Annotated in this window: 20 protein-coding genes; 10 read left to right on the top strand and 10 right to left on the bottom strand. The window is 73.5% G+C overall.

All coding sequences use genetic code 11. The features are described from left to right. Positions 1-27: 27 nt before the first annotated feature. On the top strand, positions 28-261 hold the full coding sequence (locus ACLU3S_RS17600) for a hypothetical protein (RefSeq protein ID WP_413952820.1): 234 nt from the start codon (positions 28-30) through the stop codon (positions 259-261). Positions 262-285: 24 nt separating this feature from the next. Here ACLU3S_RS17600 and ACLU3S_RS17595 read toward each other — a convergent pair whose 3' ends face one another. The 4 genes from ACLU3S_RS17595 to ACLU3S_RS17580 form a co-directional block, all read right to left on the bottom strand. After that, a complete protein-coding gene (locus tag ACLU3S_RS17595; RefSeq protein ID WP_413952819.1) occupies positions 286-1,995 on the bottom strand; it encodes an LCP family protein in 1,710 nt (569 codons plus the stop codon). 509 nt (positions 1,996-2,504) lie between these two features. After that, the gene (locus ACLU3S_RS17590) at positions 2,505-2,873 is read right to left on the bottom strand and encodes an ArsR/SmtB family transcription factor (RefSeq protein ID WP_413952818.1); all 369 of its coding nucleotides are present in this window, start codon (positions 2,871-2,873) and stop codon (positions 2,505-2,507) included. Positions 2,874-2,956: 83 nt separating this feature from the next. Next, positions 2,957-4,081 carry a TerD family protein gene (locus ACLU3S_RS17585; RefSeq protein ID WP_413952817.1) on the bottom strand — a complete coding sequence of 375 codons (1,125 nt, stop codon included), beginning with the start codon at positions 4,079-4,081 and terminating at the stop codon, positions 2,957-2,959. A 41-nt stretch (positions 4,082-4,122) separates the two neighbouring features. Beyond that, the gene (locus ACLU3S_RS17580) at positions 4,123-5,076 is read right to left on the bottom strand and encodes an urea transporter (RefSeq protein WP_413952816.1); all 954 of its coding nucleotides are present in this window, start codon (positions 5,074-5,076) and stop codon (positions 4,123-4,125) included. A gap of 756 nt (positions 5,077-5,832) precedes the next feature. On the opposite strand from ACLU3S_RS17580, the gene ACLU3S_RS17575 reads away from it, so the two are divergent. Continuing rightward, entirely contained in the window at positions 5,833-6,477 is a 645-nt protein-coding gene (locus ACLU3S_RS17575) for a CBS domain-containing protein (protein WP_413952815.1), read from the top strand. Positions 6,478-6,743: 266 nt separating this feature from the next. On the opposite strand, the gene ACLU3S_RS17570 is transcribed toward ACLU3S_RS17575, so the two are convergent. Both ACLU3S_RS17570 and ACLU3S_RS17565 read right to left on the bottom strand, forming a co-directional pair. Further along, the gene (locus tag ACLU3S_RS17570) at positions 6,744-7,346 is read right to left on the bottom strand and encodes a hypothetical protein (protein ID WP_413952814.1); all 603 of its coding nucleotides are present in this window, start codon (positions 7,344-7,346) and stop codon (positions 6,744-6,746) included. Positions 7,347-7,683: 337 nt separating this feature from the next. Then, positions 7,684-9,402: a GAF domain-containing protein gene (locus ACLU3S_RS17565; protein ID WP_413952813.1), complete on the bottom strand. Its 1,719-nt coding sequence runs from the start codon at positions 9,400-9,402 to the stop codon at positions 7,684-7,686. A 323-nt stretch (positions 9,403-9,725) separates the two neighbouring features. Here ACLU3S_RS17565 and ACLU3S_RS17560 point away from each other — a divergent pair, with 323 nt between their 5' ends. Further along, entirely contained in the window at positions 9,726-10,202 is a 477-nt protein-coding gene (locus ACLU3S_RS17560) for a pyridoxamine 5'-phosphate oxidase family protein (RefSeq protein WP_413952812.1), read from the top strand. Positions 10,203-10,445: 243 nt separating this feature from the next. Here ACLU3S_RS17560 and ACLU3S_RS17555 read toward each other — a convergent pair whose 3' ends face one another. Beyond that, positions 10,446-11,513 (bottom strand): zinc-dependent alcohol dehydrogenase family protein, encoded by a 1,068-nt coding sequence (locus tag ACLU3S_RS17555; RefSeq protein WP_413952811.1) that lies wholly within the window; start codon positions 11,511-11,513, stop codon positions 10,446-10,448. Between the two features lie 290 nt (positions 11,514-11,803). On the opposite strand from ACLU3S_RS17555, the gene ACLU3S_RS17550 reads away from it, so the two are divergent. Further along, positions 11,804-12,175, top strand: a complete 372-nt coding sequence (locus tag ACLU3S_RS17550; RefSeq protein WP_413952810.1) for an STAS domain-containing protein — start codon at positions 11,804-11,806, stop codon at positions 12,173-12,175. Positions 12,176-12,431: 256 nt separating this feature from the next. Here ACLU3S_RS17550 and ACLU3S_RS17545 read toward each other — a convergent pair whose 3' ends face one another. Further along, on the bottom strand, positions 12,432-13,295 hold the full coding sequence (locus ACLU3S_RS17545) for a universal stress protein (protein ID WP_413952809.1): 864 nt from the start codon (positions 13,293-13,295) through the stop codon (positions 12,432-12,434). A 313-nt stretch (positions 13,296-13,608) separates the two neighbouring features. Here ACLU3S_RS17545 and ACLU3S_RS17540 point away from each other — a divergent pair, with 313 nt between their 5' ends. The 3 genes from ACLU3S_RS17540 to ACLU3S_RS17530 all read left to right on the top strand — a co-directional run bounded on the left by ACLU3S_RS17540 (position 13,609) and on the right by ACLU3S_RS17530 (position 15,566). Further along, the gene (locus ACLU3S_RS17540) at positions 13,609-14,361 is read left to right on the top strand and encodes a CBS domain-containing protein (RefSeq protein ID WP_413952808.1); all 753 of its coding nucleotides are present in this window, start codon (positions 13,609-13,611) and stop codon (positions 14,359-14,361) included. A 41-nt stretch (positions 14,362-14,402) separates the two neighbouring features. Beyond that, positions 14,403-15,104, top strand: coding sequence for a response regulator (locus ACLU3S_RS17535; protein ID WP_413952807.1), 702 nt, complete (start codon positions 14,403-14,405; stop codon positions 15,102-15,104). Between the two features lie 153 nt (positions 15,105-15,257). Beyond that, positions 15,258-15,566 carry a hypothetical protein gene (locus tag ACLU3S_RS17530; protein ID WP_413952806.1) on the top strand — a complete coding sequence of 103 codons (309 nt, stop codon included), beginning with the start codon at positions 15,258-15,260 and terminating at the stop codon, positions 15,564-15,566. 31 nt (positions 15,567-15,597) lie between these two features. Here ACLU3S_RS17530 and ACLU3S_RS17525 read toward each other — a convergent pair whose 3' ends face one another. After that, complete coding sequence (locus ACLU3S_RS17525) at positions 15,598-16,317, bottom strand: TIGR03943 family putative permease subunit (RefSeq protein WP_413952805.1); 720 nt, start codon at positions 16,315-16,317, stop codon at positions 15,598-15,600. Continuing rightward, on the bottom strand, positions 16,314-17,357 hold the full coding sequence (locus ACLU3S_RS17520; RefSeq protein WP_413952836.1) for a permease: 1,044 nt from the start codon (positions 17,355-17,357) through the stop codon (positions 16,314-16,316). The genes ACLU3S_RS17525 and ACLU3S_RS17520 overlap by 4 nt, the downstream gene beginning before the upstream one ends. A 195-nt stretch (positions 17,358-17,552) precedes the next feature. Between ACLU3S_RS17520 and ACLU3S_RS17515 the strand changes: the two genes are divergently transcribed. The 3 genes from ACLU3S_RS17515 to ACLU3S_RS17505 form a co-directional block, all read left to right on the top strand. Beyond that, the gene (locus ACLU3S_RS17515; protein ID WP_413952804.1) at positions 17,553-18,419 is read left to right on the top strand and encodes a serine hydrolase; all 867 of its coding nucleotides are present in this window, start codon (positions 17,553-17,555) and stop codon (positions 18,417-18,419) included. 71 nt (positions 18,420-18,490) lie between these two features. Beyond that, positions 18,491-18,904 (top strand): SRPBCC family protein, encoded by a 414-nt coding sequence (locus ACLU3S_RS17510; protein WP_413952803.1) that lies wholly within the window; start codon positions 18,491-18,493, stop codon positions 18,902-18,904. Positions 18,905-19,228: 324 nt separating this feature from the next. After that, positions 19,229-20,403 (top strand): hypothetical protein (locus ACLU3S_RS17505; protein ID WP_413952802.1); only part of this gene is annotated, 1,175 nt, incomplete at its 3' end.

The raw sequence follows: 20,403 nt of genomic DNA, 5'->3' as shown, positions 1-20,403 counted from the left end.
CAGTTGCGCAATGCCTAAGCTGTCGTCGTGGAGACGACCGAGGTGACGGGCTGGGAGTACGCGGTGCTCGAGGGCGGGCCCGCGGACGGACTGCGGATGAAGGTCAACGCCCGGCCGCGGGTGATCCAGGTGACCTACCCCTGCCAGGTGGAGGCCACGTCGCCCGACGGCGTGCGGGCGGAAGCGGTGTTCCTCTACCGCCGCGACTACTCGGTGACCGAAGAGCCCCTGCGCTACGGCTTCGACATCGCCAGCCCCTGACCGGCGCGGCGGGTGCTCCCCGGATCAGGAGTCGGAGTCCGGCTTGCCCTTCGCCGCCGCGTACGCCTGGGACGGCGTCATGGCGATGCCGTTGTACGTGACCGTCCTGTAGGGACTGACCTTGGCGCAGGTCTTGGCCTGGTCGGCGGTGGAGGCGTGGGCGCCCCCGACGGCCGCCTTGGTGTCGGCGGGAGCGGGCGTCGAGGTGCCGCCGGGGAAGGTGGTGCCGCTGGGCCAGTCGCTGCCGATCACCAGGGTCAGGCCCGTGCCGGTGCCCTGCTTCAGGTGCGAGGAGGACAGCCCGAGTGCCTTGGCGACCGTCTTGGCCTCGGCCTTCTGGCCGGTGCCGTAGGTGAGCGTGGTGGTGGCCGCCTGGCTCGGGGCGTTGGCCGTGGTCGTCCCGGAGCTGAAGCCCTGGCCGGTGAGGGCGGTGGCGACGGCGGAGGCGCGGCCGGTGATGGTGGTGCCGTTCTCGACCGTCACGGCGATCCGGGACGGGGGCACGGCCGGCGTGGTGGCCTTCGCGGTTGCCGAGGCCGCCGCGGACTTCTTGCCGGACCCGGTGGTCAGGGACTGGTCGTTGGCGATGGTGGAGAAGAGGGTCTTGGCGCCGGGGCCCACCACCACGCGGTTGCTGTTGTTCGGGTCGGCGCCGGTCTGCATCGTCGTGAACGTGATCCGCTTGGTGGGCACCTTGTTCAGGTCCGAGGCGAGCGCTATCAGCTTCTTGACGCTGTCGAGGCCGTCGTCCACGGTCAGCGCCTTGGTGGCGGCGTCCGCAAGGCTGTAGACCTTGGTGGGGTCGGTGAGTGTGCCCGCGCTCTTGAACTTGCGGATCATCGAGCTCAGGAAGATGTGCTGGGAGATCGTGCGGCCCAGGTCGCTTCCGTCGCCGAAGCCGTGCCGGGAGCGGACGAACTCCAGGGCGGCGACGCCCTTGAGGGTGTGATCGCCCTTGGACAGCTTCAGGTGCGAGTAGGTGTCGTAGACGTTGTCGCTGACGCACACGGAGACACCGCCGACCGCGTCGGACATCTTGACCACGCCGGAGAAGTCGAGCTTGACGAAGTGGTCGATGGGGATGCCGGTCAGTTTGTGGACGGTGGCCACCTGGCAGGCGGGACCGTACTGCAGCGCGCTGTTGATCTGGCCGTAGTAGCCCGGCGTGGACTGGCCGTTCTCGCTGTCCTTGCAGGCCGGGACCTGGGTCATGGTGTCGCGGGGAATGCTCATCACGGTGGCGTTGGAGCGGTCGGCGGATATGTGCACCACCATCTCCACGTCCGCGTTGCTGCCGGTCTGCACTCCGGTCTTCGAGCAGCCGCCGCCGAGCTTGCAGTCGGCCTTGCTGGTGCGGCCGTCCGAGCCCATCACCAGGATGTTGATCGGGGTGCGGCCGAAGGCGTCGGCCTTCTCACTGCCGCCCTTGCCGTCGAGCGAGACACTGTGGATGTTGCCGTTCAGGTGCTCGTAGAACCACCACCCCGCGCCGGCGGTGACCACGATGATCATGGACAGGGTTATGAGGAAGACCTTCAGAACCCTCCTGCCGCGCCCCGCCTGACGGGCTTTGCGCCGCCGCCTGCCGCCGTGCGAGCGGGCCGCCGCGCGGGCCGCGGCCCGACCGCCGCCCGGAGGGCGCATCCCGTCGGGCTCGGCCGTGCGCTGCCCCGGCACCTGTTTTCCGCGGCTGCGCGTGGCCTGGCCGGCCGGCCCGTCCCACGGGTCGCTCATCTCCCACTCCCATGAACGGTCGGGCCCGTCAGGCCGGGCCGTCGACGGTACGGCCAGGCATGCTGCGGCGGTGTACGAGGAGGTGAAGCGCGGCCCCACCTCGGTTGCGTAGTTGCGCAATCTAACAAACCCGTGGCCCGAGCAGCACAGATCCACACCGAATTCACAGGTGAGGCATCTCATGGAACCCCGTGCCCGGGCGTCGCGGTACGGCAGCGGGAGTCTACGCGCCCCGCCTGTGGGGCGGAGCGGGCGGGCGCCCCCCGTGTGTACGTACACCGCGGTTCCCCGTCTCAGCGGCCCCTGTGCCGAGTGCGACGGCGGAGTGCGTGACGCGCCCGGGCCGGGCCGTCGCACGGAGCCGCGGCGCAGAGCGGAGGCGGGGACGGCCGGCGGGGCAGGCCGTCGGTGCACCGGCCGGAGTGGAGCACGGCCGCGCCGTCACTGGCCCCCAGACCCGTGCGTGGGATGCACGGGGGCGTCGAAGGCGGCAGGGTCGGCGACGGCGTTCAGCACCCGGAACCCGGTGAGCGCATGCGGGGTATGGAGGCGACCGCGTGCCGGGAACGCGCCGTCAGCCGGCCCATCATCACGCGGACCAGGGCCTCGACGTCCGGATCGTGGATGTAGTAGACCTGCCGGCGGCCCTCGCGGCGGGCGCGGACCAGCCCGGCGAGCCTGAGCTTGGCCAGGTGCTGGCTCACCGCGGGCAGCGCGCCGCCCACCCGGTCGGCGAGGTGCGTGACATCGCTCTCACCCTGCGACAGGGCCCACATCAGGTGCAGCCGGGCGGAGGAGGCGAGCAGGCCGAACGCGGCGGCGGCATCCGCCAGCACCTCGGCGGGTGGATCGTCGAAGCCGCCGGCGCTCTTCGTCACAGTCCTCACCCGTCCCGCCCTTGTCACCGTCGACGCACACGCGCCCACACAGTGTAGGCGGCAGCGTCCACGAGGCCGACGGTTCAGTCCTCGTAGAAGTTGTTGACGACGACGTCCGGCTCGTCGTCGTCGAACGCCTCGTTGAGCAGCGCGCCGCCGATGAGACCGGCCGCTCCGGCGCCGATGAGCGCCCCGGCGCCGAACCGGCGGCCGCCGCCCTGATGGTGGTCGTGGTGGTCGGCGTACGGCTGCCCGTAGCCCTGCTGGGAGTAACCCTGGTGCGGGTAGCCCTGCGGCACGGCCTGCGGACAGCCCGGCTGGGGCGGGGTGTAGAACGGTGGCAGCGTGGTCTGCACCCGCTGGGCACAGCCGCCGCACGCCTGCACGGGCCGGGGCACGCCCCACTGCGGGGACCAGGTCACGGTCGTCGTGCCCGGGCCGTGGCCGGGGTCGAAGAAACAGGTCACGGCGGGACTCCCTGAGGGGTGGAAGGTGGGGTGGGAGGTGGGCTGAGGAGTTGCGGCGAACGCGGGGGCGGGAGGGACGGGAGGCGTGCCCGGCATGGGCGGCACGTGCGGAGCGGGGGCGCCGAGCTGCGCGTCCGAGGCGGGGGCGTGCGGAACGGAGTCCGAAGCCGTCGTCCCCCGCAGCACCTCCACGCCGTAGTCCGTGGCGATGCCGGCGAGGCCGGAGGCGTAGCCCTGGCCTACCGCGCGGAACTTCCACTCGGCGCCGTGCCGGTACAGCTCTCCAAAGACCAGCGCGGTCTCGCTGGACAGGGTGCCGCCCGCGAGGTCGTAGCGCGCCAGTTCGGTGCCGCCGTCCTGGTCGAGGACGCGGATGTGGGCCCGGTGCACCTGCGCGAAGGTGTGGCCGCGGCTCGTGCCCTCGGAGAGGGACACCGAGAAGACGATCTTCTCGACCTCGGCCGGAACCCGTGTCAGGTCGACCTGGATCCGCTGGTCGTCCCCGCCGGCCGGGCGGGCCTGGCCGGAGTGCCGGACCGAACCGTCCGGGCTGCTCGGGTTGTTGCAGAAGACGAAGCAGTCGTCGGACGGCACCCTCCCGGACCGGTCGCACAGCAGCGCCCCGGCATCCGGCTGGTACCCCGTGTCCGCCTGCCAGCCCAGCCCGACCGTCACGGCAGTCAGGCCGGGGGCCTGCCTGCTCAGCGATACGTTGCCGCCCTTGGTCAGGGTCACACTCATCTCTCCTCCACCGTCGCTGCCGCTCACCGGGTCCATGATGATCAACGGCTCTCCGTGACCATCGGTTCCCCCGTTGCTCCTTCCTTCAAGCAGATCCGTGACCCGCGCGGGGCGGTCAGGCGGGGGAAACAGCGGGCGGTGGCCAGGAAGCAGAGCGTCGTCAGGATGAACGGCCAGGTGAGGACGTGGCCGCCGGACGGGGCGAGAAGTCCGGCCGCGCCCTGGGTCAGAGCGGTCGTGGTCGCCGCGCCGAGCAGGGCGTACGGCAGCGTGGCCGGGGTCGCCGGCAGGAGCGCCCCGCACAGCGCCAGCGCCACCAGCACCGCGTTGTAGCCCATCGTGCCGTCGGCGATCCGTGCGGCGGGGACGCCGAGCGCCCAGGCGGTCAGGATGCCGGTCGCACCGCCGGCGCAGGCCACCAGTCCGGCCACCCGGTTCGCCAGGAAGAGGACCCCGAGCAGCAGCGCCCCCACGTACCACTGGTCCAGGAAGAAGACCTGGGAGACGCCCCGCAGGAGCGCTCCTGCCAGGTCTGCGGGGTGGAGGCTGGTCGGCCCGGAGAGCGCCTGCGGTGGCGTGGCGGTGCGCGGCCGCGTCCACCCGAACGCGGGAGCTGCCGCGGTCACCGCGCCCGCCAGGAGGCAGTACGGGATGGTCAGCGGCGGCAGATCCCACACCCGCAGCACCCGCACCAGCGCCGCCGTGACGACCGTGACCACGGCGCAGCCCGCCGCGGCCAGCAGCACCGTGGACAGCCGGCCCGGGCCCAGGAACACGGCCAGACACAGGGCGAGCAGGCAGGAGTTGAGCCCTTCCAGTCCCGGTTCGACCCGTTCGTCGGCCGCGTCCAGCAGGTGTGCGGTGGCGGTGCCCAGGACGGCGCCGCCCAGGGCGTAGGCGCCGTAGCGCCAGTCGGCCGTGGCTAGCGCGAGACAGCAGAGGGCGCCCGCGCGGGCGTCGGCCAGGAACATGACCTGCGCCGGGCCGCGCAGCACCTGCCGCACGCTCCCCGACCCACGTCCGCGACGTCTCCACCGCACACCCGGCAACCGTGCCAACGCTCCCCCAGGGCAAGTGTTTCCGCTGAGCGGCTTATCTCTTCCGTCATACGGTAGTGGGCGCGGCAGCTGCCGAGGAGAACCATGACCGCTCGGGGAGAGGTCACGACCGGCCCAGGACCGACACCACGGATCCTGCCGCCGTCCGCCGCAGCTGGGAAGGCCTCGCCCTCGGTGACGCCTTCCGCGAGCGGTGGTTCCCGCTCTTTCACGACCTCGGCAGTCCTTCGCCGGGATACGGGCCCAGCGGACGCAGGACGCTCACGCCTGGCGCCGGTGGGCAGTTGCCGGCGGCGTCGGCGAAGCCCTGGGGACTGACGTCCGGCAGCCGGCGGCCCGAGCCCGGTGGCGGTGCGGGAGCCGACGCTCTGCTCGGCGCAGGTGTGGGCGCAACGGCACTGGTGCGGCGGCGCTTCTCGTGATGTGCTGGTAGCGGCGGGAAGGACCCGACAGACGCGGGGAAGCGGCTTCGAGCCGTGCACCGCGCAATCCGGATCCGCGAGAAGCGGATGGCCTTCCCGCCCTGATGCCGGTGTCCCGCCCTGGTGTCCGCGTCGCGTCGTGGTGTCCGTCTCGCACCGTTGCCCGCACGCCACGCGAGGCGCCGGGCCGTCGGTCGTGCGCCCAAGGGGTCCGGCTGCTCGACCTGCGCCCCTCATGGCAGAGGACGCCCGGACCGGTGAGGAGGACGGCATGCCCAGCGGGCCGCACCGGGTGGGTGACGTGATGACGCGTGACGTCGTGGCGGTCGGGCGTGCGGCCCTGTTCAAGGACATCGTCGTGCGCATGGAGCGGTGGCGGGTCGGTGCGCTGCCGGTGCTGGAGGACGACGGCCGGGTGGCCGGGGTGGTCTCCGAGGCGGACCTGCTGCCCAAGGAGGAGTTCCGGGACACTCCCCCCGACGCGGACACACGGCTGCGCCGCCCCGCGGACCTGGCCAGGGCCGCAGCGGTCACCGCCGAGCAGCTGATGAGCTCGCCGGCCGTCACGGTGCACGCCGACGCCACGCTGGCCGAGGCGGCGCGCCTCATGGCGCTGGGGCACATCGAGCGGTTGCCGGTGGTCACCGCCGACGGCGTGCTGGAGGGCGTGGTCAGCCGCAGCGATCTGCTCAGCGTTTTCCTGCGCGCGGACGACGACCTCGCCGACGAGATCCGCCGCGACGTGCTGGACGTGCTGTTCCCCGCTCCGGTCGACCCCGTGCACGTCACGGTCACCGACGGCGTCGTGACGCTGACCGGGCGGGTCCCGGACGGCACGCGGATACCCCCGGCGGTCCGTAAGGTGCGGGCCGTCGAAGGGGTCGTGGCAGTGGACTGCCGACTGACCGGGGCGTGAGCACGGCCGGCCGGGGTGCGGGCCGGCGGTCCTGGCAGTGGAGTGCGGGGCTTGCGGCCCTGGAAAGGGACCTGACCGTGGACCACCGACCCGCCGAGACCGGAGCACCACCGGCCACGGTGCCGACCCCGCAAAGGGCCGTGACAGCGGACCACCGACCCGCCGAGACCAGAGCACCACCGGCCACGGTGCCGACCCCGCAAAGGGCCGTGACAGCGGACCACCGACCCGCCGAGACCAGAGCACCACCGACCAGGGTGGGCGACTCAGCCCCGGCCTCCACTGAGGTTCCCCCACTGGGGCCCGACCTGCTTCCACTCCTCGTCCCACTCGGCCATGCGCCGGCGGATGAGCCGGGTGCGGACCAACCACCCTGCGCTCCAGACCGCCGCACCGGCCGACGGGCCGACGAGCACGCCCGTCAGGGCCGCCTGGAGGTCCGCCGACGTGCCGGTGACGGGCGCGGGGACGATACGGTCCGCCCGGTTCGTCCACACCGTCACCTCGGAGCCGGCGGGGGTGCCGGGGACGACCTTCGCCCGGTCGGTGTGCACCGTGCCGTCCGGGTCCGTCCAGCGCACCGTGGCCCAGACCCGCCCGTCGTCGTAACCGGTCGCGGTGGCCGGGGTCGGCGACGCCTCGCCGGTGATCACGGCCGACACGGGGTGGACCTGTGCCTGCCGCGCGGAGTACGCGGAGGCGGCGGCCTGCGCCGCGAGGAGGCCGGCGAGGACTCCTGCGACCACGACGAGGACCCAGGTGGCGAGGACGATCCAGGCCTCCACGACGTCGCTGTGCCGCCGCAGCGGATTGCGCCGCCACCGCCACAGCCGCACTCGGCCGACCGTGGTGGGAGGTGTCCGTGTCATGGTCACCGCCTCCTCTCGTGGGCCGGCGGCCCACCGCGCAGCGGGCGGGCCGACTCGGCGTCCGCCAGGTCCGGGTCGAGCACCGGGTTGCGCGGTGGCCCGCCGGCGCGCACCGCACGTCCACCGCGCCGGGGCCGGCCCGGACGAGGCGGGCGGCGCGCGGCGTCAGGGCGGTTTCCCGCCCCCGGCCGCTGAGCCTCAGGACACCATCGTGCACCTTCACCCGGATTACGGCGGTATGAGTGCCGACGAGACGTACAAAACCCAGCGCCGAATCTCCCCTGCGCTGTCCGGACCGAGCGCAGCACCCGCTCCACCTCCCTCGGCGGACGCTCATCTAGGTCCTGGGCAGCGGCACCCGCCACTCCAGACGGGCGCCGCCGTCCTCGCCGCGGCCCACTTCGAGCCGGCCGCCGAGCCGCTCCGCCCGCTCGGCCATGTTGCGCAGCCCGCTGCGCCGGCCGTCGGGCGGGATGCCCACGCCGTTGTCGCACACCGTGAGCCGCACCTCGCGGCCGTCGGTGGCCAGCAGCACCTCGGCCCGGTCGGCATGGGCGTGCCGGGCGATGTTGGTGACGGCCTCGGAGAGCACGGCCACCACGTGGTCGCCGATCTCCCTCGGTACGTCGGTGTCCAGGAGCCCCTCCATGCGCACGCTGGGCGGGAAGCCCAGCACGCGTGCGGCCTCGCCTACCACCCGGACCACCCGGGCCCGCAGCCCGCTCGCGGCGGATCCCTCGTGCGCCCGCAGCCCGAAGATCGTCGACCTGATGATCTTGATGGTCTCGTCCAGGTCGTCGACGGCCCGCAGGACCCGCTCGGAGGCCTCCGGATGGTCGATGAACCGGCCCGCGCTCTGCAGGGTCATCCCCGTGGCGAACAGCCGCTGGATGGCCAGGTCGTGCAGGTCCCGGGCGATCCGGTCGCGATCCTCCAGCAGGGCGATCTGCTGGGCGTCCCTGCGCCGCTCGGCCAGCTCCATGGCGATGGCGGCCTGTGCGGCGAACCCCTGGAGTCTTTCGGTCTCCGTGCCCGAGAACACCGGCCGGCCCTCCTCCCGCGCCAGCAGCACCACGCCCCGAACCCCGCCCTCGCCCGTGCCGATGGGGACGGCCACGGCGGGCCCGAGGCCGCGGAAGCGCGGCGGCTCCGGTGAGATCCGCCGGTCATGGGCGACGTCGTCGCTGATGACCGGGGCGGCGGCGGCGAAGGCCAGGCCCATGAGGCTGTCGTGCAGGGGCAGCACCAGACCGCGGTGGGCGTCCGCCTCCGCGCCGACGGCGATCTGGACGGAGAGCGCGTCGGTGCCGGACAGCGGCATCGCCACCGCCGCGAGGGCCGAGCCGGTGATCTCACGGGCCCGTTCCGCGATCAGGTCCAGCGCCTCGGTGCGCTCACTGCCGGACATCAGGCTGTAACTGATCTCCGCGTTCGCCATGAGCCAGCGTTCGCGCAGCCGGGAGTCCTCGTACAGGCGGGCGTTGTCGATGGCCACCCCGGCCGCGACGGCCAGCGTCGACAGCACCGCCTCGTCCTCCTCGTCGAACTCCAGCCCGCCGCGCTTCTCGGTCAGGTAGAGATTGCCGAACACCTGGTCGCGCACCCGGATCGGAACCCCGAGGAAGCTGTTCATCGGCGGGTGCCCCGGCGGGAAACCGTACGAGGACGGGTGCTCGGAGATCTTCGACAGCCGCAGCGCCTGCGGGTGTCGGATCAGCTCGCCGAGGATGCCGTGGCCCTCCGGGTAGGGGCCGATCTCGGCGATCTGCCGCTGGGCCACGCCGACGGTGTGGAAGGCCGAGAGCGTGCGGCCGTCGGGTCCGATCACGCCGAGGGCGGCGTACTCGGCGTCGACGAGGGTCGCCGCGGCCTCGACGATGGAGCGCAGCGCCTGTTCCAGGTCCAGTTCACGACCGACGGACAGGACCGCCTCCAGCAGGCTGTGCACCCGGTCCCGGGTGCCGCGGGCCGCGTCGATCCTGGCCTGCAGCTCCTCCAGCAGCTCGTCCAGCTTCAGCTGCGGCAGTCGTACGCCGGGCTGCTCCGTATCGGTCACCGCACCCTCCAGTCCCCACCGGCGCATGGCTTCGAGTGGGCCCTATGACACCGTATCGGCTCCCGGGCCGGGAGGGCATGTGATCGTTTCCGGCCGCCCCGGTCCACGGGTGGACACCCCGTCGGCGGGTGACGGGCCGGCGGGACGTCCGGCCCCCGTCGAGGACCGAACGGCACTGTCGGGAACGGTGCGAGAGGGACGACAGTGAAGTCAGGAGCGGCACCGATCCCCCGCGGTGTCGCTCCGTCGGCGACCTGGCATCGCATGCGCAGTGCACGGAAGTCCGCGACAAGAAGGCAGCACCTCCCACGAAGAAGCCCGTCATGATCGGTTCTCGCGACCCGGCGCGCCGGCGCATCGACCTCGACCGTGCCGAGGCGCTGCGGCTGCTCGGCAGCGTCTCCCTGGGCCGGGTCGTCTTCACCCGGCAGGCGCTGCCCACCGTCCGGCCGGTCAACCACGTCCTGGACGCCGGGGAGATCGTGATCCGCACCCACGACGGCGCCGCGCTGACCTCGCACGCCCGGCGGGGCGACGGCACGGGCGTGGTCGTCGCGTACGAGGCCGACGCCATCGATCCTGACACCCACCTCGGCTGGAGCGTCGTCGTCACCGGCTACGCCCGCCTCGTCACGGATCCCGCCGAACTCGTCCGGATCCGGGCGCTGTTGCGCCCCTGGGCGCCGCAGGAGGGCATGGACCAGGCGGTGCGGATCCGTCCCGACCTGGTCACGGGCGTGCTGCTCACCGGCGCGGGAGGCGTGCCGGAGGAGGGGAGACCGGGGTCGGCGGCGCCGTGACCCGTCGTCCGGTACCGGAGTCACCCACCGTCCGGTTCGGCGCCGCCGTGCCCTGTCACCCGGCACCAGCGTCACCCACCGTCCGGTTCGGTGCCGCAGACCCCCGCCATCCGGTGGGGCTCGGAACGCGTTCACGCCTCGTCGTCCGCTCCCGACGTCGTCGTCGGCACGTGCCCGGCGCAGCCGGTCGCTCCGGCCGTCGAGCGCTACGGCCTGGAGGGCGTGGCCGCCGGGCGATCTCGATCAGGCCGTGGGAACGGCCAGTTCGTGCTGTTCCCCGCCGAGCACCACCTTCAGCGCGCCGGTCTCGGCAGCGTGGGCGAACACGTCGTACGCCTGCTCCATGTGGTCCAACGGCAGGACGTGGGTGACCAGTTCACCGGTCGGCAGCTTGCCGGCGGCGGCCATCCGGAGCAGGGTCGGGGTCGAAGTGCCGTCCACCAGACCGGTCGTGATGGTCAGGTTCCTGATCCACAGCTCCTCGAGGTGCAGCGTGGCCGGCGCGCCGTGCACACCGACATTGGCCACGTGCCCGCCGGGCCGCACCATCCGGGCGCACAGTTCGAAGGTCTCGGGCACGCCGACGGCCTCGATGGCCACGTCCGCGCCGAGTCCTTCGGTCAGGTCCTCCACCAGTTGGAGCGGCTCCTCGCGGACATCGGCGACGGCGTCGGCGCCGAGCCGCCGTGCTGCCTCCAGCCGGGCCGGGGCCAGGTCCACCGAGATGATCCGCTCCGGAGCGAACAGGCGTGCCGTGGCGAGCGCCGCGAGACCGATGGGGCCGGCGCCGACGATCACCACGGTGTCGCCGGGCCGTACATGCCCGTTCAGGACGCCCACCTCGTAGGAGGTCGGGAAGATGTCGGCGAGCAGGACGGCGTCCTCGCTGCGCAGGGTGCCGGGCAGCGGGTGCACGGAAAGGTCGGCGTACGGGACGCGGACGTACTCGGCCTGGGTCCCGTCGATCAGGTGGCCGAGGACCCAGCCACCGCCGCCCCGGCACTGGCCGTAGGCGCCGTCCCGGCAGAAGCGGCAGCGTCCGCACGAGGTGATGCAGGACATCAGCACCCGGTCCCCGGGGCGTACGGTGCGTACGTCGCTGCCGACCTCGACGACCTCCCCCACGGCCTCGTGGCCGAGCACCGTGCCGGGGCGCACCTCGGGAACGTCGCCTTTGAGGACGTGCAGGTCCGTCCCGCAGATGGTCACGGCGCCGACCTGCACGATCGCGTCGGTCGGCTCCTTGATCCCGGGGTCGGGGACGTCCTGCCAGGAGGCCTCTCCGGGGCCGTGGAAGACGTAGCCTTTCATGGCTCTCCTCACCACTCTCGGGGTCGGTGTCGCGCGGGGCCCGGCCGGTACGACGCCCGGACCGCCCCGCGTTCCAGCGTGGGCGCGGGGCGGGGGCACGCGCTTGGGCCGTCCGGCCCGAATCCCGGCTGGACGGTGCTCCGCGCAGTCCCCGCACGGCCGGCGGGCCCGCTTCACGCGCACCTCGGCACGCCCGGCCCGACCGCTTCGCAGCCGGGTGGGCCCAGCCGGACCGGAGAGGGGACCGTTCGGCCCTTCCCGGCTGCCGGCCCGCGCACTTCGCTGGTCACATGCCCGAGTACCACGCGGAGCCCGGGGCAGATCCTCCACCGACCCGCCTCGACGGCCCGACCGTCCTCCCCCTGCACGGGGAGATCGACCTGCTGACCGCGCCCGCCCTGGTGGAGCGGCTCGACGCGCTCACCGCGCGACCGAACCTGGACCTGGTGCTGGACCTCAGGACCGTCGCGTTCATCGACTGTGCCGGGCTGGCCATCCTGTGCCGGACGCGCAACCGGGTCCTGGCCCGGCGCGGCCGACTGCGCCTGGTCACGGAGAGCGCCGACTTCCTGCGGATGCTGCGCGCGGCCGGCCTGGGTGGCGTCTTCGAGGTGCAGCCCCGGCTGCCGGAGCCCCTGCCTGGACTCCCCGGCTCCTGGTGACGGCCGACCGCACGGTGCCCCACCGCCGAGCCCGCGAAGTCCGCGAAGTGCAGCCACGGCCGCCGAAGCCGCAGATCCCCGGCTCCTGGTGACGGCCGACCGCACGGTGCCCCACCGCCGAGCCCGCCGAGTCCCCCGACTCCGCCGAGCCCGCCGAGCCCGCCGAGCCCGCCGAGTGTGACGGAGCTCCGGTCGTCGTGGAGGCCGTCACAGAGGTCGTCATCGGGGTCGTCGTGGCCGCCCGTGGTGGCCGAGGTCAGACGGGTTCCGGTACGACGGCCACCGGGCAGGCCGCGCGGTGCAGGACTCCGTGAGCGATCCGGCCGAGCTGGAGGCCGAAGCGACCGTGCCGGTGCCGGGCGCCGACGACGAGGAGCCCGGCGCCGTGGGAGGCGGCCACGAGCACGTCCCGGGCGTGGCCCTCGACGGTGCGCCAGTGCAGTTCCAGTTCCTTGGGAGCATCCCTCAGCGCCTCCTCCACCGCTTCCGCGGCACCCTGTTCGGACGCGTGGGCGGGCTCGTCGGCGCGCAGCGGATGCCCGAGGGCGGTGTGCGCGGAACGCCGCCAGGCCCGCACGGCCTCCAGCGGCACGCTGCGCAAGACCGCCTCCTCGGTGGCGAACCGTACGGCTGCCGATTGCGCCGGTTTTCCCTCGGCGCCCAGGACCACGCGGCGCCGGGTCACCGTGTTGTCGTGGCTGCCGCGCAGCACGATCACGGGACAGTGCGCGTGACCCGCGACCGTGACGCTGACCGAGCCGAGCAGCGCCTCTGTGATGCCGCTGCGGCCCCGGGAGCCGAGCACCACGATGCGGGCGCTACGGCTCTCGTGCACCAGACCGTACCCCGGCTCCTCCGGCAGCACGGCGGTGGTGACCTCGAGCTCCGGATGCCGGCGGCGGGCCCGGCTCTCGGCGGCGCCGACGACGTCCAGGGCCATCACCTCCTCGGCCGGCTTGCCGAGTTCCTGGGCCAGCAGGGCGCCTTCGTAGCGCTCCCAGAGCGAGGCGTACACCAGGCGCAGCGGGGCGCCGCGCAGAGCGGCCTCGTCGGCCGCCCAGTCCACGGCGCGCAGGCTCGGCTCGGAGCCGTCGACGCCGACGACGACGGGCAGGTCCATCGCGATCACCGTCCCTGGTCGGGGTGGAGGAGGCCGTGCGCCTTCTCGGGCGATCCCCCGAGACCCGCAGCCGGGGGTCGGGTCACTGTCTCGGCCTCGCCGGGCGAGGGATCCGGTTCCAGCGTCGTGGCGCGAGGGCCCGGGGTCATGGGCCGCTGGTCCCGCCGAGGGGGCCGACCGGTCCCCCGTGCGCGCATCGGGTCACGGCGGGCGGCCGTACGGTCCGCGCGAGGGCCGGGCGGCCCATGTGCCGACCGGCATGCACCGGCCCACGCTGAAAGGGAGCGGACCGCCCGTCGAGAGGGGAGTCACCATGTACGGCACCCCGCACATCGTCAGCGACGTGATGACCCACACGGTCGCCGCCGTCGGCCGGCGGGCCCCCTTCAAGGAGATCGTACGGCTCATGCAGGACTGGCGGGTCGGCGCTCTGCCCGTGCTTGAGGGCGAGGGCCGGGTGGTCGGCGTGGTCTCCGAGGCCGACCTGCTGGCCAAGGAGGAGCTGCGGGACAGCCCGGGTGAGGGCTACCGGCGGCTGCGCCCCGCGGCCGACCTGGCGAAGGGTGAGGCGGTCACCGCGGCGGAGTTGATGTCCTCCCCGGCGGTCACCGTCCACGCGGGCGCGACCCTCGCCCAGGCCGCGCGGATCATGGCGCGGGCCCAGGTGAAGCGGCTGCCCGTGGTGGACGAGATCGGCCTGCTGGACGGCATGGTCAGCCGTGCCGACCTGCTCAAGGTCTTCCTGCGCGGGGACGACGAGATCCGGCAGGACGTGCGGCGCGAGGTCGTGACCCGCCTCTTCCCGCCGCCGAACTCGGCCGTGGAACTGGAGGTGGAGGACGGCATCGTGACGGTGACGGGCCGGATCCGGGACCACGCCCTCGTTCCCGTGGCCGCTCGTCTGGTGCGCGCGGTCGAGGGGGTCGTGGACGTGCGGTTCGACCTCGCGCCGGAGCGCCGCGAGGCGCACGCGGACCGCCCGCGGGGCTCGCCGGTGACGGCACGGGAAATGGGGCCGGTCGGCCCTGGTGCATCCGGTTCCGCCGGGCGACCATCGGCGTGGTGACAGCCCGCAGTACGTCCGTCTCCGCGGAACGAGAGGTCGGCATGACCGAGACGCGCACCTTCACGGCCCAGGACCCGATCCGGGTGTTCCTGCTGGACGACCACGAGGTCGTCCGGCGCGGACTGACCGACCTGCTGGACGCCGAACCCGACATCCTCGTGGTCGGCGACGCGGACACGGCCGAGCACGCCCTGGTCCGTGGTCCCGCCCTGCGCCCGCACGTCGCCGTGCTCGATGTGCGCCTGCCCGACGGGGACGGCATCTCGGTGTGCCGGGAACTGCGCAGCAGGATGCCGGAGCTTGCGTGCCTGATGCTCACCTCGTTCGACGACGAGGACGCCCTGCTGGACGCGATCATGGCCGGGGCGTCCGGATACGTGCTCAAGCAGATCAAGGGGTCGGATCTGGTGTCGGCGGTGCGCACGGTCGCCTCCGGCCAGTCGATGCTCGACCCGGCGACGACGGCCCGCCTGATGCGCTCGCTGCGGGCCGAGGCCGGGGGCGCGCCGTCGGTGCCGCCCGAGCTGGCCGGCCTGTCGCCGCGCGAGCGCGACATCCTGGCGCTGATCGGCGACGGGCTGACCAACCGCGAGATCGGCAGGAGACTGTATCTGTCGGAGAAGACCGTCAAGAACCACATCTCTCGGCTGCTGGCCAAGCTCGGTGTGCAACGGCGGGTGCAGGCCGCCGTCCTCGCCTCGCACCTGGAACCGCAGGAGTCGCCGGAACGCTCCTCCCGCTGAGCGCCCCGAACCGGGGTAGGCAGGGGTGAGGAGGCCGCTCACCCGTGCTGCCGACGCCGTGCGGGCGTGCCGCCCGGCCCCGGCACAATGCGGGCGGGTCATCCTCCGGCCTGTGGGTCATCCTTCGAGCAGGGCAGGGAAGGACGGACGCAAATGGACAGGGACACGTTCGAGGGGCGGGGGCCGCGGCTGGTGCCTCCCGCCGAGGTCTCCCCGGGCGCGGCGACGTCCGGGGCCGCGCCCGGAAAGGCCCGGTCCGGCAAGGCACATGCGCAGCGGCGGTCCGGCCGCGGCTGCGGTGCCGCGCTGCCGTCGCGCCGGGATCCGCGCACCAGGACCGCCCGCGCCGATCCCGGAGCCGCACGCCGGCGCAAGCGGGGCATGGGCGAGCAGTGGCTGCTGCTGCCCGGCGGCATCTGGCGGCGGGTGGAGACGATCCGGGTGCGGAGCCTGTTCGGCTGACCTCCGTCACCGGGCTGCCGAGCCCGGCAGGTTACGACGGTGTGAGCGGAAGATCGTCGGTGTAGGCGTTCACGGGCTGGGCGATGGGCTGGGCCTCCCGTACGTCGAGGGCCGCCTGCGCGGTCCGGGTGCCGAGGGTGCCTACGGGGTGCCAGGTCCCGGTCACCGCCAGCCAGGTGTCGGCGGGGGGCGCCTCGGTGCCGTACATCCGGACCTTGACGGTCTGCGAGTCGGCCGCGCAGCACGTGAAGACGATGCGGGTCAGGTACCAGCCTCCGTCCTTGTCCGGGGTGACGAAGCCCGTCAGCCGGACGGTGCGCCCCTGGACGGCCCGGCTGCGGTCCTGCTGGACCCGCTTGGTGAAGTCGGTGAGCGTCAGCGGCAGCGGTGAGTCGGCGGGCAGCGGAGCGAAGGCCTTCTGCACCGTGACCGGCTTGCTGTTCGAGCGCGCGGCAGTGTACGCGCCCAGCGCGGGCGGAGCGTGGAAGAGCAGGCTGAGGGCCGGCAGGAAGAGCAGCCAGGCGATCCCGGGCGTGCCGGAGTGGTCGTGGCCGTCGTGCGCGGCGTGCTGCCTGCTGCCCCGGCAGACCGCGCCCGCGAGGCCGAGCAGCAGCAGGAGCGCTCCGGAGGCGATGAGCAGCGGCCGCAGGCCGGCCTTGACGTAGCGCAGGTAGGTGTCGGTGAACAGGGCGATGTGCAGCAGGCCGATGCCGGTCAGCGTCAGCAGCAGCGCCTGGACGGGGCGTCTCACAGCAGGGCGCCTCCGATCAGGAAAGCGGCGGTGACCGCGACGACCGTGGTCGCCGCGGAGAACCGCCAGGCGAAGGCGCGGCCGAAGGTGCCCGCCTGCAGGGCGATGAGCTTGAGGTCGACCATGGGCCCGACCACCATGAACGCGAGCCGGGCGGTCGCCGAGAACCCGGTGAGCGAGGCGGCGACGAACGCGTCGGCCTCCGAGCAGACCGCCAGCAGGACGGCGAGGGCGGCCAGGAAGAGCACCGAGAGCCAGGGCGAGCCGGAGAAGGCGTCGAGGACGGAGCGCGGCACGGCGACGTTGAAGGTGGCGGCGGCCATCGCGCCGAGCACGAGAAAGCCTCCGGCGTGCAGGAAGTCGTGCTGGAAGCCGAGCCGGAACTCCGTCCAGCGGCTGCGGCCGTGCTCGTGTCCGGCGTGCCGGTGCCGCAGAACCGGGCGCAGCCACTCCTCCCTGCCCAGCCAGAGCCACAGCCAGCCCATCACGGCCGCCGTGCCGAGCGAGGCGAGCAGCCGGGCGGCGACCATCGCGGGGTTGCCCGGGAAGGCGACGGCGGTGGCCGTGAGCACGACCGGGTTGACGGCGGGGGCGGAGAGCAGGAAGGCGAAGGCCGCGGCCGGAGTGACGCCGCGGCGGATGAGGCTGTGGGCGACGGGGACGGAGGCGCACTCGCAGCCCGGCAGCACCGCGCCCGCGGCGCCCGCGACGGGCACGGCGAGTGCGGGCCGCTTCGGCAGCACCCGGGTGAACAGGTCGGCCGGCACGAAGGCGTTGATGGCACCGGACAGCACGGTGCCCAGGAGGAGGAAGGGCAGCGCCTGGACGGTGATGGCCAGGCAGACGGTGCGCCAGGCCTGAACGGCCGGCTGGTTCAGCCACTGCGCACCGGCGAGGAGGAGCACGGCCGCGACGCCGGCCGCTGTCGCGGCCGCGAGGGCGGCGCCGTACGACCGGGGCCGGATGCGGCGCTCGGGTGGACCGAGGGGGACGACCGCCACACCCTCCACCACGCCAACCAGTTCATCCGATTCTTCCATCATCACTCCGGATGTCGGTGTCTGGCCGACGATAGGCGAGTGCCAGGCCCGGTCCGCGCGTACACGCCGCCGCCATGTCACCCCATGCGTCGCATTGCGCCCAACGGTGGCTCTTCTCACAATCCGGGGCGAACAGGGGCTCGGAGTGACCGCAGCCACTTCACGGCAGGCGGGTTTTGTCTACGTTCGTGACCCATGTCGTTCCCCCAGCCTCACACCGCACGCCGCACGACCGGCGTCCTCCTGGCCTCGGTGGCCGCCCTGCTCACCGCCGGCATACCGGCCGCCGCCGCCTCGACCGCACCCGCCCCGGCGAAGACCGCACCCGCCCTGGCGAAGAGCGCCCCCGCCCCCGCCGAGAACGCCCCCGCCCCGGCGAAGACCGCCCACGCCACCGCGGCCGTCCTGGACCTGGACGGACACGGCCGCGCCCCCGTGGTGCATGGCGCGGACACCAGCTACGACACCGCCAGCATCGTCAAGGTCGACATCCTCGCGGCCCTCATGCTCAAGGCCCAGGACGCGCACCGAGCGCTCACCGCCGGGGAGCGCCAACACGCCGAACCGATGATCGAGCGCAGCGACAACGCGGCGGCCGACGCCCTGTGGCGGGAGATCGGCCGGGCGCCCGGCCTCGCCGCCGCCAACAAGCGCCTGGGGCTGACCTCGACCACGGGCGGTGCCGGAGGCCTGTGGGGTCTGACGCAGACGACCGCGAGCGACCAGATACGGCTGCTGGGGGCCGTCTTCGACAACCGCACGGCGAAGACGGGCTCCGACCCGCTGAGCGCCCGGTCCCGTGCCTACATGCGCGATCTCATGAGCCACGTCGTTCCCGAGCAGGCCTGGGGCGTCTCCGCGGTCAACGCCTCCGGGGCGCAGCGGGCGCTGAAGAACGGCTGGCTGCAGCGCACCTCCACCGGTCTCTGGGACGTCAACAGCGTCGGCCAGGTGAACGTCAACGGCCACCGGTGCCTCGTCGCGGTCCTCTCCAACGGCAGCGCCTCCATGAACGCGGGCATCTCCCTGGTGGAGCGGACGGCACGCGAGGCCGTGGCCTGAGCGCTTTTCGGGCGCCGCGGAAGGGGCACGCGGGCGGGGTACGACTCCTCGACTTCAGGGGCGGTGCCACGATGGCCGAGTACGAACGTTCCCGCACGATGCCCGCACAGCCCGAGCAGGTCTTCGACCAGGCGGCCAATGTCGCCCAGTTCGACTCCTGGCTCCCCGACGAACTGCACGTGGACGCCGAGGAGCCGCCCGCCGTCACCGTGCACGAGGCCGGCTCCGGCCAGGACCTGCCCGCGCTGCTGCGGTCCCAACCGGACCAGATGCGCCTGGAGTGGGGCACCCGGGAGCAGGGCAGCTACACCGGCTGGCTCCAGGTGGCCGGCATCGGCAGCGGCACCAGCGAGGTGACCGTCCACCTGTCCTTCTTCGAGGGCGGCCACGACCCCGGGGAGCGGGCGGTGTACGAGGCCCTGGACGGCAGCCTGCGCCGCCTGGAGGAGCAGGTGCGGATGCGCGTCGAGCACACGGCCGGCTGAAACGCCGGGCACCGTCGCCCGGCATCCCCCTGCGCACGGCACGTGCTCGGCGGGCGGGTCCTCGCCGGCCGGCCGCGCCTCAGCGGCCCGCCCGGGTGACGGCGCGCGGGTGCACGAGATCGAATGGCCCTCCGACTCCGAACGACCAGGCAGGCCCGGACGACCGGGGCCTGTCCGCTGTGCGGGTCCGGCCGGAGGCGACGCGGGACGGCCCGGCGGGTGGGGCAGGTGCAAACATTCCTGCACGTCGGAAGTCTCCCTGCGGGGAACTCGCGTTCCCCGCTTGTTCATTGCCCGTCGCATCCGCTTCCGTCAGAGGACTCCATGCCCCTCACCCTCCCCCCACACCGCACGCTCCGGCAGACCGCGGGCGGCGCCATCGGCGCCCTCGCCCTGATCGCGCTGGGCGCCGTGCCGGCCGCTGCCGACGACTCGCCCGCCGGCCTGGTGCTGGGCGCCATCGCCCCTGTCGACGGGGTCGAGCCGGGCAGTGACATCCAGGTGACGCCGACCTTCACCAACACGGGCGGCTCGGCACTCGGCAAGGTGTGGCTGTCGTACTCCGTCACGCGCGGGCTGAGCCACACACAGGTGCCGGCCAACTGCCTGCGCTACGAGATCACGGCCTTCGACGAGGAGCCGAGCCGCTCGGAGGTGATCTGCGAGTTCGACCAGACCGTAGGGCCGGATGTCGTCTACGCGCCCGAGCGGCCGCTGACCCTGAAGGTCCTCGACCACGCGCTCTACGACCGGCTCAGGGTCACGGTCGACTCCACCGACACCGGCCCGGGCGACGGCGCCTCCGACCCGGTGCGCGGCACCGGCCCCGCCGTGAAGCTGGTCGAACGGCCCGACGAGACCCCGGCCGCCCCGGGCTCCGCACAGCACGACGGCTGGGACGCCGCGGACGTGGCCGTGACGGCGGACAACACGGCCGACTTCCGGGTGACCGGCGCACGGCTCAAGGGGCGCGCCGGGGACACCGTCGCGCTCCAGGTGCGGTTCACCAACGCGGGGCCCGGCTGGGTGCTCCGGGAACCGGGCGAGGGCGCCACCCGGGTCCTGATCAGGATGCCCTCCGGCACGACGGTGACCAAGGCGGCCGGTTTCTGCGACAAAACGGCGCCCGGGGCCTACACGTGCGGCACCAGCGAGTCCTGGATCAACGAGGGCGGCGGGGAGACGTACTCGTTCACGCTGCGGATCGACAAGGGGGCGTCGTCCGGGGCCGAGGGCTCCGTGGCGCTCGCGGGAGAGCCGCGGCCCTTCGACCACGACAAGGCGAACGACACCGCCCGCATCCGGCTCGACGTGAGCAGCGGCGGCACAACGGGAGGCGGCGGCTCGGCGTCCTCCGCGGGCGGCTCGGGTACCTCCGGCGCCACGGCCGGGGGCTCGGCGGGCAGTTCCTCCACCGGCGGCTCCACCGGCGGCTCCACCGGCGGCTCGTCGTCGTCCACCGGCGGTGACCTCGCGAGCACCGGCTCCGGCGCGGTGCT

The organism is Streptomyces sp. AF1A (genome assembly GCF_047340315.1).
Lineage (GTDB): Bacteria > Actinomycetota > Actinomycetes > Streptomycetales > Streptomycetaceae > Streptomyces.
This window is presented reverse-complemented; position numbering and strand designations above follow the sequence as displayed.

What these genes read in the sequence shown, in the direction of transcription:
- ACLU3S_RS17545 (WP_413952809.1), bottom strand. Translation starts at nt 13,295, where the DNA reads ATGGACCTGCCCGTCGTCGTCGGCGTCGACGGCTCCGAGCCGAGCCTG.
- ACLU3S_RS17510 (WP_413952803.1), top strand. Translation starts at nt 18,491, where the DNA reads ATGGCCGAGTACGAACGTTCCCGCACGATGCCCGCACAGCCCGAGCAG.
- ACLU3S_RS17515 (WP_413952804.1), top strand. Translation starts at nt 17,553, where the DNA reads ATGTCGTTCCCCCAGCCTCACACCGCACGCCGCACGACCGGCGTCCTC.
- ACLU3S_RS17550 (WP_413952810.1), top strand. Translation starts at nt 11,804, where the DNA reads ATGCCCGAGTACCACGCGGAGCCCGGGGCAGATCCTCCACCGACCCGC.
- ACLU3S_RS17595 (WP_413952819.1), bottom strand. Translation starts at nt 1,995, where the DNA reads ATGAGCGACCCGTGGGACGGGCCGGCCGGCCAGGCCACGCGCAGCCGC.
- ACLU3S_RS17540 (WP_413952808.1), top strand. Translation starts at nt 13,609, where the DNA reads ATGTACGGCACCCCGCACATCGTCAGCGACGTGATGACCCACACGGTC.
- ACLU3S_RS17570 (WP_413952814.1), bottom strand. Translation starts at nt 7,346, where the DNA reads ATGACACGGACACCTCCCACCACGGTCGGCCGAGTGCGGCTGTGGCGG.
- ACLU3S_RS17575 (WP_413952815.1), top strand. Translation starts at nt 5,833, where the DNA reads ATGCCCAGCGGGCCGCACCGGGTGGGTGACGTGATGACGCGTGACGTC.
- ACLU3S_RS17555 (WP_413952811.1), bottom strand. Translation starts at nt 11,513, where the DNA reads ATGAAAGGCTACGTCTTCCACGGCCCCGGAGAGGCCTCCTGGCAGGAC.
- ACLU3S_RS17585 (WP_413952817.1), bottom strand. Translation starts at nt 4,081, where the DNA reads ATGAGTGTGACCCTGACCAAGGGCGGCAACGTATCGCTGAGCAGGCAG.
- ACLU3S_RS17535 (WP_413952807.1), top strand. Translation starts at nt 14,403, where the DNA reads ATGACCGAGACGCGCACCTTCACGGCCCAGGACCCGATCCGGGTGTTC.
- ACLU3S_RS17560 (WP_413952812.1), top strand. Translation starts at nt 9,726, where the DNA reads ATGATCGGTTCTCGCGACCCGGCGCGCCGGCGCATCGACCTCGACCGT.
- ACLU3S_RS17520 (WP_413952836.1), bottom strand. Translation starts at nt 17,357, where the DNA reads ATGGAAGAATCGGATGAACTGGTTGGCGTGGTGGAGGGTGTGGCGGTC.
- ACLU3S_RS17530 (WP_413952806.1), top strand. Translation starts at nt 15,258, where the DNA reads ATGGACAGGGACACGTTCGAGGGGCGGGGGCCGCGGCTGGTGCCTCCC.